Here is a 14,886-nt window from a genome sequence, read left to right as displayed (position 1 = left end):
AAGCCCTGCCCTGAAAAGCCCTGCCTTGAGAAGCCCAGTTGGGCACAGCGCGTTCCAGTTCTGTACATATCGGCTGGGTGGCACGGTTGCGACAGCAAAATGCGTGCGGCAGGATGGTGGACCCGCCCATCCTTCGGATTCGACCGGCCATGACCAGCACCCCCACCGTCCGCGACGCCCGCATCGAGGATGTCCCCGCCTTCCAGCGGATCTACGAGCACCATGTCCGGCACGGCGTCGGCACCTTCGAGGAGGAACCGCCCGACGTGGCGGAGCTGGAGGGGCGCTTCCGCGCCATCACCGGCGCCGGGCTGCCCTGGCTGGTCGCCGAGCGCGACGGCGTGGTCCTGGGTTACGCCTACGGCAGCGCCTACCACGTCCGCTCCGCCTACCGCTTCACCATCCAGGACTCCGTCTACATCGCCGAGGAGGCGCGCGGCCGGGGCCTCGGGCGCCTGCTGCTCCAGGCGCTGATCGACCGCTGCGTGGAGCAGGGCTACCGCCAGATGGTGGCGCTGGTCGGCGGGTCGGAGAACGCCGGCTCCATCGGGCTGCACAGCGCGCTCGGCTTCCGCACCTGCGGCGTGGTCGAGGCCGTCGGGCTGAAGTTCGGGCGCTGGCTGGACGTGGTCATGATGCAGAAGGACCTGGGGGCGGGGCGGTCGGACATTCCGCAAGGTGCGGGGCCGAGCCAGCCGGTGGCGGTGCGTTAGGCGCCGTCGCTCCACCGGTCCAGGGCGGCGAGCGCGGGCGGAACGGCGGCGTCCAGCGCACGGCACAGGGCGTCGGGATCGCCCTCGCCGGTGTCCAGGGCGCGTTCCAGAGCCTGCGCCGCGCCCCGCAGCGCCATGCAGCCGTAGATGCCCGCCACCCCGGCGATCTTGTGCGCCATGGCTCCGGTGGTTGCCCGGTCCCCGGCGTTCCAGGCCTGCTCCAGCGCGGCGTGGTAGCCGCGCAGCGTGACGAGGGTGTTGGTCACCAGGACGGCCACACGCTCCGCCGGCAGATGCTCGCGCATCTGGCGGATGGCGTCCTCCTCGAACACGGGAAGGGCGGGCTCGCCGTCCAGTGGAGGGGGCATGCCCGCCACGGCGGAGGCGGCGCCGGACGGCAGGCGGTCCAGCAGGGCGTCCAGCGCGGACAGGCGCAGCGGCTTTTCCAGGACGGCGTCGGCCCCCGCCGCCCGGCAGCGCTCCGCCGCGCCGGGCACGGCGGAGGCGGTCAGCGCCACGATGCGCAGCCCCGCCGCCGCGCTTCCGGCGCCACGGGGCAGGGCGCGGATGCGGCGGGTCGCCTCGACCCCGTCCATATCCGGCATCTGCATGTCCATCAGGACGAGGTCGTAGCGCTCCCGCGCCACCGCCGCCAGGGCGGCCCGGCCGTCGCCCACCGCCGTCACCTCGTGACCGGCGCGGCGCAGCAGCGCGGCCGCGGCCTGCTGGCTGACCGGCTCGTCCTCCGCCAGCAGGATGCGCAGCGAAGGCCGTTCATGCGTCGCGCCGGTCCGCTCCGTCTCGTCGGGATCGGGCTGCGCGGTGCGCTGGGCGCACGTCCGAGCGATGCCCAGCCCGACCGCGAAGACCGCCAGACCGGTGAGCAGCCCGACCCCGGCGGTGGCGACGGCGGACAATTCCGCCCCCGCCCGCGGGGTGTTCGGAGCATCCCGCCCTTCCCGCAGACCGTCCCGCAGGACCAGCGCGCCGCGGCCGGCCCGGTGGGCGAGGTCGGTGGCGGTGCCGCGCAGCAGCGTGGCGATCCCCGCCGCCTTGGCGGTCAGCGCCTCCTGCTCCTGCCGCAGGTCGAAGACGTTCTGCTCGTCCAATCCCAGCGCGACGAGCCGGCGCGCGGCGTCGGCGCGGCGGGGGCTGGCGGCGTCGATCGGCAGATCGTACAGAGCGTCGAGCAGCGTCCTCGCCGCCTTGCGGAACTCGGCCCGCGTCGAGGTGGCCGAGGCCGGCGCCGTCCCGGCGGCGAGCAGCCGGAGAGCCACCGCCTGCCGTGAGCCATCGATCCGGCGCATCGTTTCGTCGCCCGGTGACGGCATGCGCGCGGCGGCCAGCGCCTCCGCCAGCGCCTCGCTGCGGCCCGCCACCTGTTCGGTGATGTCCTGAAGGCCGCGCTGGGCTGCCAGACGGCGCTCCACGGTGGCGTTCAGCTCGTCCGCCGCCGCGCGGATGGCCAAGGCGGCGAACCGCAGTTCCGCGCGCCAATCCCGTGGCAGAGCCTCCAGCATGTCGGAGAGCTGGTGCGTCTTCTGACGCAATGCGTTGTGGGTGGTCAGCCGGCGCTGTGCGGTGCCCGCCCATTCCAGCTCCGCCGAGTCGGCGGCCAACCCGGCGGCCAGCTCCGCGACGCGCATGAGGTCTAGCGCCTCATCCAGGCTGCGGACGGTCTGGGCGCGGGCGCGGGCGTCCATCTCGGCGAGGGCGAGCCATGTGGAGCCGCCGGCGCCGGCGCCGGCCAGCAGCGCGGCCAGGGCCAGCGCACCGATCGAAGAGGCGCCCGGCCACAGCGCGAGAATCAACGGAGCGTCCAGCCGCGGGCTGCGGCGCTCACCGCGGGTTTCCGCCGCAGCGGATGGGCCGGCATCCTGTGCGTGCATGTCCGTCCGACGGTTCCCGTTCCCGGCGGAGCTTACACCGGCTTGGCAAGGGTTTGCCATGGGACTTCGGTCACGTCGAGAAATCACGCATTGCACGATCACACCGGCGAGGTGTCCTGGGTCCAGGACGGGTCCTCGATCCGGTGCAGGCGCCCGGCCCCGGTCAGCGCGGCGCGCAGGGTCAGCGCCTTGCGCCGCGCCGGGGCCAGCCGATGTTCCGGCGCCTCGCGCAGGATTTCCGCGCCATAGGCGTCGGCCACCATCAGGCCGCAGTCGTCGGGAATCAGTTCCGGTGGAAAGGCGTCGTCCACGGCGAAATAGAAGGCGTCGCACCAGTCCCGGTATTCCGGCCATTTCTGGTCGGAGCGGAAATCGGCGACGCAGCTTTTCACCTCGACGATGACGACGGTGCCGGCGCCATCCATCGCCAGGACGTCGGCCCGGCGCCCGCTGGCCAACCGGAACTCCGCCATGCTGACGAAGCCGCGCGCGGCCAGGGCCCGGCGCACCCCGCGGAAGATCGGGACGGCGCCGCTCGCCGGGAGCGGCGGCTCGTCGCCCTGCAACAGGATATCAGCCATTTGAAACGGAACAGTTCGGGAACGACGAGGCACCATGACCCGGCTTCGCGGCTTTGCCAAGGGACTTCTGTCAAATCCGGGCCGCGCGAAAGGGGTAGGCGCGGGCGCCGGCTCAAGCCATGCCGAGTGGAACGCCATGAGAGGCGGCGTGAGGCAGGCTGCGCCGCGGCGGGAACATCAGGATGGCGGTCGTGCCGGCGCCGGGCTCGCTGTACAGGTCCAGGCGTCCGCCGTGCATCTCCATCAGCCGCTTGACCACGGGCAGGCCGATGCCGGTCCCGGTGGCGCCGCGGGGAACGGTCATGTCGGCGCTGCCGAACGGTTCCAGGACGCGGGCCATCTCGTCCTCGGCGATGCCGGCGCCGGTGTCGGCCACCATCAGCCCGATTCCGCCGTCCGGCATGGGGCTGGCCGACAGCATCACCTGCCCGCCCGACGGGGTGAACTTCACCGCGTTCGACAGCAGGTTGGTCAGCATCCGCTGAAGCGCCCGCGCGTCGCCATAGAGCAGCGGCAGGTCGCGGGACAGATCCTCGCCGATGTCGACGCCGCGGGCCGCGGCCTTGTCGCCCACCTGGGCCAGCGCCTGGCGGGCGGCGTCGGCCACGTTGATGGCCTCCTCCTGCATCTCCGTTCGCGTGGCCTCGCTCTGCGACAGGTCGAGAATGCCGTCGATCAGCGAGAGAAGATGCGTGCCGCTGGCGTGGATGTCCGCGGCGTAGCTGTGGTAGCGGGGGGAACCGAGCGGGCCGAAGGTTTCGGCCAGAAGCACTTCGGAAAAGCCAAGCACCGCGTTCAGCGGGGTGCGCAGCTCGTGGCTCATGTGCGCCAGGAATTCGGCTTTCGCCCGGTGGGCGCGGTCCGATTCCGGAACGGCGGAGACCTCGGGGCCAAGCTCCACGAGGGTCACGCAGACGGATGGCGCCGCGATGCCGGCGTCGAACGGGGTCGCGGCGATCCGCCAGCGCGCGCCGCCGGGCGCCATCACCAGGCGGCGCACCGCCTGCTTCTCCACCACGCAATCGGCCAGGCAGGCGAACAGGCCGGCCTCCTCGCCATCCTGAAGATCGTCCGCGCGCAGCCGCCGCCCGGCGAGGGGATGCCCGAACAGCCGCTCCGCCGCGCGGTTGGCCGTCAGCCATTCGAAATCGCCGACAGCGCCCGTGGCGTCGTGGATCGCGGCCAGCACGCCGATGCCGTCGGCGAGGGCCGCCATCGCCGCACCCACCAAACCGTCGCCGCTCAATCCATCCACGCCCGGCCCATCCACGCCCGGCCTTCCGCCGCCCGGCCTTCCATCGTCCGAAAACGCAGGATGCGCCGTGCCAGCCGGCGTTGCCGCCTCCGGTTGTCGGTCGCGGAAAGGGGTTTCGGTCACGGCATCCATTGATCGCATAGTCGAAAAGATTCGAGAAACATGCAACCGGCAAATTGCGACAATCCATCGTGTTATTGCGGGGTTATGGCGTCAATTCAGTGCCTTTTCTTGACTTTTATATAAAAATGCACCGAAATGTTCGGGTGGCCAGCGTCTTCGGGCGTTGTGTCCGGATCGTCCTGCGGCCGGGTTCCCCGGCAGCCCGATTATCCCGCAGGGGATCGGACGAACGGCGGGCTTGATCCTGGGCGCCGCTGCCGTAGCCTGATCGCACGGGGCCGCTTGCGGTCGCCGGGAAAACCGCGTGCACGCAGTGGGGGGCGCCGCCCGTGACGAGCGAGGAAGCTTATCGGCAAGGCGGGGGACGGCGTGGCGCGGTCCTGGTCTTCGACGCCAACGACCGCCTGTCCGCCTGGAACGAGGAAGCCGAGGCGCTGCCCAGCGCCGGGCGCCTTCTGGTCCAGGGTGCCCTGCCGGAAACGCTGGCCCCTCTTTTCCGCGGCCTGCCGCCCGGCCACACCGTCACCGACTGGCCGCTCAGCGGCGGCGGGTTCGTCCGCCGCACCGCTGGAGAGGGCGTTTCCGGAAACGGGCCGGCGGCGGGCGCCGACCTGTCGGGCCGCCTGTTCGCCGCGGCCAGCCACGACCTGCGCCAGCCGCTCGCCGCCCTGTCGCTGCTGCTGGGGGCTCTGGAAGGGCGGCTCGACGGGGCGGCGGGCGGCGGCGGGAAGAACGCGGCGGGGCGGGGAGGCGCCCTGAACGACCCCGCGGCGCGCGACCTGCTGAACGCCATGGGCAACGCGGTGCAGTCGCTGCGCGGCATGGTGGACGGGCATTTCGACCTCGTGCGGCTGGAGGCCGGTCTGGTGCAGCCGGACATCGGAGCCCCCGTGGTCAACGGCATCCTGACGCGGGTGGCGCTGGACGCGGCCCCGCGCTTCGACGGGCGGGGGCTGCGCTTCTCGGTGCTGCCCTGCTCGGTGCGGGTCGCCACCGACGCCTCGCTTCTGGAGCGCATTCTCCAGGGATTCATCGTCAACACCCTGCGCCACACCGAGCGGGGCCGGGTCGTGCTCGGCTGCCGTCGCCAGGGGCCGGATCTGCGGATCGAGCTGTGGTCCACCGGGCGCGGCCTTCTGCCCGAACAGCTGCGCATCCTGCGGAACGAGTTCCAGCGTCCGGACGGGGCAGGCGATCCGTCGGTGATCGACCTCGGGCTGCGGCTGGCTTACGGACTGGCGCGGCGGCTGGGGCACCGGCTGGAGGTGGACTCGGCGCCCGGCCGCGGCACGATGCTGGCGGTTCTGGTGCCGCGGGCCGCGGATGGCGCGGACGAGCCGCCGGCGCTCGCGGAGCCCGCCGGACTCAACGCCACGGCGCCCGGCGAGGACGTCAGCCGCGCCCGTGTGCTGGTCATCGAGGACGACCCGATGGTGCTGGAGGCGCTGGGCGCGCTGCTCGGGCAATGGGGCTGCGCGGTGGTCGCCGCGGACTCGGTGGACGCCGCGCTGCAGCGGCTGGGCCCCGGTCCGCAGGCGCCCGATCTCGTCATCTCCGACCTGCGGCTGAAGGGAGCGATGAACGGGATCGTCGCGATCCGCCAGATCGGCAAGGCGCTCGACGCCACGCTGCCCGGCCTGATCCTGACCGGCGATACCGACCCGATGCGCCTGCGCGAGGCGCGGCTGTCCGGCTATCCGCTGCTGCACAAGCCGGTGGCGCCGATGGCCCTGCGGGGCGCGGTGGCGCGGCTTCTCGGCCGCGAGCGCCTGAAGTCCTGAGAACGTTTCGGGTCGCTGCCAATGCTTGGGCGGGCGTCGCGCCTTGTATTGCAGAATTGACATCAAAATGCGGTCCCAATCCCCATGCAAATGACAATCAATAGTCAGCGCATCCCGTGTTCTCGCCGGAACCGACTATCCATTTGGGAGGATAAGGGCTTTTCCATTATCGAGGCGCAGGACCGCTTGCTATAGTCGGATGATCCGACGATTTTGGTGAAAACACCGCTGGGAACGGGTGGGATGGCGCTGCTGGACAGAAGGAGGCGGGGCTCGTTTGCGGTTCCGGTGCTGGTCGCCGCGGGCCTGACGCTGACCTTTGGCGCCTTTTTCCAGATGCGCGCCGCCAACCGCGAGGCGGAGAGCACGCGGCATGAGCGGCAGTTCGCCCAGTTCCATGACGCCCTGACGGAGCGGATCGGCAGCCACACGCTGCTGCTGCGGACTCTGCGCTCGGCCTTTTCGGACCCTCGCCCGGCCACCCGCCAGGGCTTCGCGGCGGCGGTCCGGCCGATCATGCCGCTCTATCCCGGCTTGTGGTCGGTCGCCTGGGTAAGCCGGGTGTCCTCGGCGGAGGTTCCCGCGCTGGAGGCGGAGATGCGGGCCGCCGGCCGCCGGGACTTCACCGTCCGTGATGCGGACGAGACGGGTGACGGCATCCCCGTCCTGGCGCCGGCGGCGTCCCATGGGGATCTCTTCGTCAACACGCTGGTGGAGCCCGAGCGCGGCGGGGCCTTCGGGCAGGGGATCAACATCCTCTCCCTGCCCAACCGGGCGGAGGTGCTGGCGCGGGCCTGTGCGTCGGGCGATCTGACGGCGACCGAGGCTCTGCCGCCGCGTCCGCGCGGGGAGACCGGGCGCAGCATCGGTTTGTATCTTCCCGTTTACCGCTACCCCGTGGACGAGTTGGACGGGGCCGACCGCTGCGCGGAGGTCGCCGGCTACGTCTCCTCGGTCTTCGGCATCGCCCGCCTTCTGGAAGAGGCGGGCAACCGCGTGAACGGTCTGCACGGGGCCGTGCATCTGCTCGACGGGCCGGCGGCGGACGGCGGGCGGGTCCTGGCGTCCCGCGACATCACGGCCCTGTCCGCAAGCCGGGAGGGTGTTCCCTTCGGCGAGCTTCTCAAGGACGGGGAGACGGTGCTTGAGCGCGATCTGGTGATCGGCGGACGGCGCTGGACCCTGGCGCTGGCCGTTCCGCCCGAACCGGGTTTGGCGCCGGTGGATTATCCGGCCTGGATCGTCCTGGTGATGGGGCTTCTGCTGACCGGCGCGCTGGCCGGCTACACCCGGCGCGAGGCGCAGGCCAAGCGCTTTCTGGTGACCGAGGCCCGCGCCCGCGCCGCCATGGCCCGCGCGTTGCGCGAAAGCGAGGAACGGTTCCGCATGGCGCTTCGCCATTCGCGCGTCGCCGTGTTCAGCCTGGACCGCAACCTGCGCTACATGTGGATGTACAATCCGCAGACCGGACGGGCGGCGGAAACCTTCATCGGGAGGACCAACGCCGACATCCACGCGCCGGACGACGCGGCGCGGCTCGACGCGGTGAAGCGGGCCGTGCTGGACACCGGCACCGGCGCCCGGCAGGAGGTCCGCGTCGGGGCGGGGCCTGGTGCCGAACAGGTGTTCGACCTGATCGTCGAACCGCTGAGGGACGAGGCCGGGGTGGTGTCGGGCGTGATCTGCGCCGCCATCGACATCTCCGACGGGGTGCGCATCCGCGAGGCGCTGGCCGAGGCCCATGCCGAGGCGGAGCGGGCCAACCGGGCCAAGTCGCGCTTCCTCGCCGCGGCCAGCCACGACCTGCGCCAGCCCTTCCAGGCGATGAGCCTGTTCCACCACATCCTGTCCGCCCGCCTGTCCGACGCCAAGCAGATGGAGGTGGCGGAAAAGCTGGGGGAAGCGATCGCCGCCGGCAACACGCTGCTGAACACGCTGCTCGACACCTCGGCGCTGGAGGCCGGCAACGTCAAGCCGCGCCCCACCGTCTTCGCGTTCCAGGACATCGCCGACCGGCTGAACCGCGAGTTCGCGGAGCAGGCGGCCAGCAAGGGCATGGTCCTGCGGATGGTGCCGACCTCCGCCTATGTGCTCAGCGACCCGGTGCTGCTGGAGCGCATGGTGCGCAATCTGCTGGTCAACGCGCTGCGCTACGCCGGGACCGGGACGATCCTGCTGGGCTGCCGGCGCCGCGACGGGCACACGCTGGTCGAGGTGTGGGACACCGGGCCGGGCATTCCCGCGGACCAGCTCAAGCTGATCTTCGACGATTTCTACCGCTGCGGCACCGACCAGCGGGATAGCGGGCGCGGGCTGGGGCTGGGGCTGTCGATCGTCCGGCGCACCGCGCAGATCCTGGGCCATCAGGTCGACGTGCGGTCGCGCGTGGGCAAGGGCACGGTCTTCTCCATTTCCGTGGTGATGATCGGCGACCGCCACAACCCGCTGCCCGAGGAACCCACCTCGTCGGTGGCGAGCGCCTGACCCGCATTTTCCGATCCTCCCCGGCCTCTGCGACCGCCGCCATGCATGGGGCGGACCTGTGCGCTGCGGAATTGGCAGGGAAGGCCCGATAGGTCGACCGCTCTTCCATGAAAAATGTCATGATCCGCCGGTCGGGAGCCGAGGCGCGCAAGGTCTTGCCATGCTGCGCCTGCTCAGTGTTACAATGCTGCGCGAGCGGATTGTGTTACTGGAAAGTAAATGGAAATCCCTCTTCCGACCGCTTGACATAGGTCATGGGGCGAGACCTTGGCCCGTCGTAAGACCGTGGCGGAACGACACTTCCGCCGGTCGGGAAAGACAGGCGGCGCGAGGTGCGGCGGGGCGGCAGGATCGGTGGCGACAGGGGGTGCGACATTGTTGCACCGCAACGGAACCGCGAAATGCTCCACCCTGTCACATCTCTTTCACGGTGCCACGCTATTCAGGGCACCCCGAACCGGCCCTTGGCGGGCGGCCCTTCCAGGGCCGGCCGATCCGAGGGTCCAACAAAAAGGCCGCGGACAACAGGGCGATCCGCAGGCCGGGAGGATTCGGCCCAGGGATCACGCGATTCCGAGCCGCTATCCGATTGAGGAGCTTCTCCAATGGACCGTGTTACCGCGCCCGCTACCCCCGACTTCGGCAAGAACGGCTCATCCGCCATGATCGAGAACGTCACCTTCGAGGAAATCCAGATCGGCCAGCAGGCGAGCCTGTCGCGGCGTCTGACCATGTCCGACATCGAGCTGTTCGCCACGGTGTCCGGCGACATCAACCCCGCGCACCTCGACGAGGAGTATGCGGCGGACAGCCAGTTCCACAAGGTGATCGGCCACGGCATGTGGTCGGGATCGCTGATCTCCGCCGTTCTGGGCACGCTGCTGCCGGGTCCGGGCACGATCTACATGGGCCAGGATCTGCGCTTCAAGCGCCCGGTGGGCCTGGGCGACGTCATCACCGTGACGGTCACCGCCAAGGAGAAGCACGGCGAGAAGAACATCGTCGTCTTCGATTGCATCGCGCGCAACCAGGACGGAAAGGAGGTCGTCTCCGGCCTCGCCGAGGTGATCGCGCCGACCCGCAAGGTCCGCCGCGCCGCGCACGAACTGCCGCAGGTCCAGGTCATCCGCCACGACGGCCATGACGAGCTGCTGGGCAAGACCGAATCGCTGCCCCCGGTGCCGACCGCCGTCGTCCATCCCTGCGACGAAAGCTCGCTGAAGGGCGCGGTCGAGGCCGCCGAGGCCAACCTGATCGACCCGGTGCTGATCGGCCCGGCCTCCAAGATCAAGTCGGTCGCCGAGGCCCACGGTCTGGACATCAGCCGCTACCGCATCGTGGACGTGGCGCATTCCCACGCCTCCGCCGAGACCGGCGTCCGGCTGGCCCGCTCCGGCGAGTGCGAGGCGGTGATGAAGGGCAGCCTGCACACCGACGAGCTGATGGCCGAGGTCGTCCGCAAGGAGACCGGCCTGCGCACCGGCCGGCGCCTCAGCCATGTCTTCGTGATGAACGTGCCGACCTACCCGCGCACGCTTCTCATCACCGACGCGGCGATCAACATCTACCCGACGCTGGAAGACAAGGTCGACATCGTCCAGAACGCCATCGACCTCGCCAAGGTCCTGGGCGTCGAGACGCCGCGCGTCGCCATCCTCTCGGCGGTCGAGACGGTGAACCCGAAGATCGCCTCGACGCTGGAAGCCGCCGCGCTGTGCAAGATGGCCGACCGCGGCCAGATCAAGGGCGGCATCCTCGACGGCCCGCTGGCCTTCGACAACGCCATCAGCCTGGAGGCCGCCCGCACCAAGGGCATCGTCTCCGAGGTCGCCGGTCAGGCCGACATCCTGCTGGTCCCCGATCTGGAGGCCGGCAACATGCTGGCCAAGCAGCTCTCCTTCCTGGCGAACTCCGACGCCGCCGGCATCGTTCTGGGCGCCCGCGTGCCGATCATCCTGACCAGCCGCGCCGACAACGTGCGCACCCGTCTGGCGTCCTGCGCCGTGGCCGTCCTGGCCGCCGCCGCCCGCCGCCGCGGCGCCGCCGCCGCGGCCGAGTGAGAGGAGCGCCCGTCATGACCAGCCAGAACGCGGGTGGCGGCAACGCCATCCTGGTCATCAACGCCGGCTCCTCCAGCCTGAAATTCTCGGTCTTCCGGGAAAGCGGGGCGGGGGGGCTGCGGGTGACCATCAACGGCCAGATCTCCGGCATCGGCACCGAACCGAAGTTCGAGGCCAAGGACGCCGCCAAGCGCCCGCTGGCCGAGCGGGTCTGGGCGGCGGGCGAGCCGTCCGACCGCACCGCCCTGCTGGCCTTCCTGCTGGAGTGGATCGAAGGGCGGCTGGACGGGGCGAAGCTGTTGGCCGCCGGCCACCGCGTCGTGCATGGCGGCACCCGCCACGCCGCCCCGGTGCTGCTGACCCCGGCGGTGATGGAGGAGCTTGAGGGCTTCATCCCCCTGGCGCCGCTGCACCAGCCGCACAACCTCGCCGCCATCCGCGCGCTGGCCGAGGCCCATCCGGAACTGCCGCAGGTCGCCTGCTTCGACACCGCCTTCCACCGCGGCCAGCCCTGGCAGTCGCAGATGTTCGCCATCCCGCGGGAACTGACCGACGAGGGCGTGCGCCGCTACGGTTTCCACGGCCTGTCCTACGAGTACATCGCCCGCCGTCTGCCGGAGCTGGCTCCGGAGCTGGCGGACGGCCGGGTGGTCGTCGCCCATCTGGGCAGCGGCGCCAGCATGTGCGCCATCCACGCCGGGCGCAGCGTGGACAGCACCATGGGCTTTACGGCGCTGGACGGGCTGCCGATGGGCACGCGCTGCGGCAACATCGACCCCGGCGTGCTGATCTACCTGATGCGCCAGAAGGGCATGGGCGCCGACGCCATCGAGAAGCTGCTCTACAACAAGTCGGGACTGCTCGGCGTCTCGGGCCTGTCCAACGACATGCGCGCCCTGCTGGACAGCGAGGACCCGCAAGCCGAGGAGGCGGTGGAACTGTTCTGCTTCCGCATCGCCAAGGAGACGGGCGCCCTCGCCGCGTCCATGGGCGGCATCGACGCGCTGGTCTTCACGGCCGGCATCGGGGAACGCTCCGCCCCGGTGCGGGCGCGGGTGGGCGACAAGCTGGCCTGGCTCGGCGTGGTCCTCGACCCGGCGGCCAACGAGGCCAACGGCCCGCTGATCTCCGCCCCGACCAGCCGCATCCCCGTCTACGTCATCCCGACCGACGAGGAGCAGATGATCGCCCTGCACAGCCGCAAGGCGCTGGAAACCGCCTGACCCGCGGTCCTTCCGCTGACGCTCTCAATGAAGAAGGCCCGCTGTCGCGACGGCGGGCCTTCGGCTTTTGGGGAGAGCGGTCCGCTTTTTTACAGACCTTTCCAAAGCTTCAGATACTCGATCAACTTGCGCGTGTGAGCCGGCGGCGGCTGGTGGAAGCGGGCGACCAGACCGGCCTGCTCGTCCATCTTCACGACGACGCCCCGGCAGGCGAAATCCGAATGCTCCTCGCCAATCCGGAAGAGGATGCGGAAGTCGAACTGCTGCTTGGCGATCAAGTCCCCGTCATAGGGGCGGATGCGGAAAGACCCGAGGACGAACTCCTCAGGCACATATTCGTGGCTGTCGATCCGGATGGTCGGGGGATTGGCGGGGCGTTCCTTGGCGGAAGCCGAGGAAGCCGCGGTGGATTTGCCTCGTCCGCTCAATTTCGACAACCACGACATGGCGGCCCAGGCCCTTTCAGACGACATCGTGACAGAACTGCAATTGTCCGGAGTTTCGGACCTATTTCCTTTAATAATGGTTAAGGGCGGTTCGTCAGGCAAAAGGGTCTGATTTTTCATGCCAGAACCACCGCCCTCAGCCAATGGTGAGTGGTTTTGTCGCATGTTGCGCGTTCATGGCAACCATGACGTTGCTTTGCGGTGGCTTCGCTCGTCAAGTGGCGAGAAAGTGATTACCTATTTCAACACTTGATGAACCGTCCTGTGGACGGGTTTCGCCCATTCCGGCATTTCGCAGGTGCGGCATTCTCTTCGCGCCTGCAAATGAACAGCGAAAGGAGGCGCGAGCGGACGGCGAAGCGCAGCGCGGCGGTCCAACCAACGAAAACAGCCGCCGTGGTCTTCCGAAACATCCGCACTTGGAGGAGGAAAGCCATGATGCATCGCAACATTGGAGATCTTTTGAACCGTCGCCGCGTGGTCAGCCTTCCGGCGGGGGCGTCGGTGCGGGATGCCGCGCGGCAGATGAAGGCCGCCCATGTGGCGTCCGTCGTGGTCACCGCCTCCATCAACGAACAGATCGAAGGCATCTTCACCGAGCGCGACCTGACCGACCGCGTGGTGGCCGATGGGTTGGACCCGGATCATACCCCGCTGTCGGAGGTGATGACCCCGTGCCCGGTCACCGTGGGCCACGACGTCACGGTGGGCGAGGCGTTGCGCCGGATGGCCGACCATGGCCTGCGCCACCTGCCCGTCGTCCGCGACGGCCGCGTCGTCGGCGTCGTGTCCATGCGCGACTTCATGGGCGAGGAACTGATGCTGATCGAGCACGAGCAGGAGGTGATGGACAGCCTGACCGAAGTCATGATGTGACGGCGCGCGAATCCGCCCACGCCCTCCGGGGGGCACGGGCGGATTCGCGCGGGCCTGTTACCCCAGCTTCTTCAGGGCGGTCTCGACCTTGTCGATCTTGGTCTCGGCCTTGGTCAGGGCGGCGTGCGATTCCTTCAGCCCGTCCAGGGACACCTTCGCCGCGGCGAGCAGCGGGCCGAAGTCGGGGTCCTTGTCGGAGACCATGGACGGGAAGGACTTGCGGGTGCCGGTGATCTCGTTGGCGGCGGCGAGGATCTCCTTCTTCGCCTGGGCGGCCTGCTGGCGCACCTGGGTGATGTAGAAGGTCGCCGTCTTGATCGCCGCCGCCCGCTTGTCATCCTCCGCCTCGTCGGCGACCATCTGCTCCTGCTGCGCGCGGTCGGCCTGCCCGCCGACGTCGCGGGCGATGTTGTCATAGAAGGAGTCGGCGTCCTGCGCCCGTTTGGCCAGCTTGCGGCAGCTCGCCAGATAGGTGGCGCGCAGGTCCAGGGCGCCCTTCAGCGCCTGGGCGGCCTCCTTGACGATGCCGGCCGCCTCGGTGGCGGCCTCGACAGCATCGTCCTTCAACTGGTCCAGCTTCATGACGATGGCGTCCGCCCGGTCGAAAGCCCCCTGGGCCGGGTCGCGCCCGCCATGCTGCTTGGGGTCGAGCTTCATCTTGGCGACGGCGGCCTTGCCCTGCGAGAACAGCTTGGCGGCCTGGGCGGCGGTCGCGGCGACCTTCTTGGCCTGGGCGTCCACCGTCTTGGCGGCGGTCTGGACCGCGGCGGCCTGGGCCTTCGCCTCCTTGGCGTTGCCGGCCCCCTGCGCCTCCAGCACGTTGCGCAGCGCGAGGTCGGCGTTGGCGGCGGCCTGATCGAGCAGCTTGATGTCGGCGTTGGTGGTCTTCAGCAGCCCGTCGATCTGCACCGCGGTCTTGTCGGCGATGGCGCGGGCGGCCTTGCCCTGCTCCTCGGCCTCCTTGGCCTTCTCCGTCTCGGCGTCCTCGCGCATCTCGGCGATGCGCTCGTTGACGGCCACGCCGGCGCGGCGCCCGATTTCGTCCAGCGCCTGCCCGAGCTTCTTCAGCTCCGCCGCGATGGTCGCGACGCCTTCGGTCTTGGCCGACTTCTCCAGCGTCGTCTGATAGGCGGTGGCGCTCTTCACATAGTCGAGCAGCGCCTTCTCCAGCGCCTTGGCGTCGCTCTTGCCAAGCGCGGTGTCGAGCGCCTTGGTCACGTCCTCCAACCCGGACTTGTGGAAGACGCCCATGAACTTGGCGCTCGGCTTCTTCTTGCCGGTGGCGGTTTCAAAAGCCGTCTTGGCGGATTTCCAGTCGCTCGCGAATCCCATGGCGTTCCTCCCCGGATTGGACCGCGGCACGATGGAACGGACGGGTTGGCCCGACAATCCGGGATGGGTCCATTGCGGATGGGTTCGGGAAGCGCTTCATGGGAGTGATTCACAGGACGCGGG

The 14,886-nt window shown here is 69.8% G+C and carries 11 protein-coding genes; 6 read left to right on the top strand and 5 right to left on the bottom strand.

The window, feature by feature from the left end:
- The first annotated feature begins 149 nt into the window (after positions 1-149).
- Positions 150-713 (top strand): GNAT family N-acetyltransferase, encoded by a 564-nt coding sequence (locus JJL56_RS05710; RefSeq protein WP_145622645.1) that lies wholly within the window; start codon positions 150-152, stop codon positions 711-713.
- Here JJL56_RS05710 and JJL56_RS05705 read toward each other — a convergent pair.
- The 3 genes from JJL56_RS05705 to JJL56_RS05695 form a co-directional block, all read right to left on the bottom strand.
- The gene (locus tag JJL56_RS05705) at positions 710-2,602 is read right to left on the bottom strand and encodes a response regulator (protein ID WP_200484502.1); all 1,893 of its coding nucleotides are present in this window, start codon (positions 2,600-2,602) and stop codon (positions 710-712) included. The genes JJL56_RS05710 and JJL56_RS05705 overlap by 4 nt on opposite strands.
- Before the next feature lie 98 nt (positions 2,603-2,700).
- Entirely contained in the window at positions 2,701-3,183 is a 483-nt protein-coding gene (locus tag JJL56_RS05700) for an MmcB family DNA repair protein (RefSeq protein WP_145622641.1), read from the bottom strand.
- Between the two features lie 112 nt (positions 3,184-3,295).
- Complete coding sequence (locus JJL56_RS05695; RefSeq protein WP_345772548.1) at positions 3,296-4,453, bottom strand: sensor histidine kinase; 1,158 nt, start codon at positions 4,451-4,453, stop codon at positions 3,296-3,298.
- 437 nt (positions 4,454-4,890) lie between these two features.
- On the opposite strand from JJL56_RS05695, the gene JJL56_RS05690 reads away from it, so the two are divergent.
- The 4 genes from JJL56_RS05690 to JJL56_RS05675 all read left to right on the top strand — a co-directional run bounded on the left by JJL56_RS05690 (position 4,891) and on the right by JJL56_RS05675 (position 12,109).
- Positions 4,891-6,342, top strand: coding sequence for a response regulator (locus JJL56_RS05690; RefSeq protein ID WP_200484501.1), 1,452 nt, complete (start codon positions 4,891-4,893; stop codon positions 6,340-6,342).
- 243 nt (positions 6,343-6,585) lie between these two features.
- Entirely contained in the window at positions 6,586-8,826 is a 2,241-nt protein-coding gene (locus tag JJL56_RS05685) for a CHASE domain-containing sensor histidine kinase (protein ID WP_145622637.1), read from the top strand.
- A 605-nt stretch (positions 8,827-9,431) separates the two neighbouring features.
- Positions 9,432-10,886 (top strand): bifunctional enoyl-CoA hydratase/phosphate acetyltransferase, encoded by a 1,455-nt coding sequence (locus JJL56_RS05680; protein WP_425599120.1) that lies wholly within the window; start codon positions 9,432-9,434, stop codon positions 10,884-10,886.
- A 14-nt stretch (positions 10,887-10,900) separates the two neighbouring features.
- Positions 10,901-12,109: an acetate/propionate family kinase gene (locus JJL56_RS05675; protein WP_200484499.1), complete on the top strand. Its 1,209-nt coding sequence runs from the start codon at positions 10,901-10,903 to the stop codon at positions 12,107-12,109.
- Positions 12,110-12,198: 89 nt separating this feature from the next.
- Here the strand turns inward: JJL56_RS05675 and JJL56_RS05670 are convergent, their stop codons facing one another.
- Positions 12,199-12,675: a hypothetical protein gene (locus JJL56_RS05670; RefSeq protein ID WP_247889212.1), complete on the bottom strand. Its 477-nt coding sequence runs from the start codon at positions 12,673-12,675 to the stop codon at positions 12,199-12,201.
- Between the two features lie 315 nt (positions 12,676-12,990).
- Here JJL56_RS05670 and JJL56_RS05665 point away from each other — a divergent pair, with 315 nt between their 5' ends.
- Entirely contained in the window at positions 12,991-13,431 is a 441-nt protein-coding gene (locus tag JJL56_RS05665; RefSeq protein WP_247889211.1) for a CBS domain-containing protein, read from the top strand.
- Positions 13,432-13,488: 57 nt separating this feature from the next.
- On the opposite strand, the gene JJL56_RS05660 is transcribed toward JJL56_RS05665, so the two are convergent.
- Entirely contained in the window at positions 13,489-14,763 is a 1,275-nt protein-coding gene (locus JJL56_RS05660) for a hypothetical protein (RefSeq protein WP_200484497.1), read from the bottom strand.
- Positions 14,764-14,886: the final 123 nt, after the last annotated feature.

It is taken from the genome of Azospirillum aestuarii (assembly GCF_016632405.1).
Classification (GTDB): Bacteria; Pseudomonadota; Alphaproteobacteria; order Azospirillales; family Azospirillaceae; genus Azospirillum; species Azospirillum aestuarii.
Note: the sequence above shows the minus strand (reverse complement) of the source record. Positions and strands in the feature narration are given on the sequence as shown.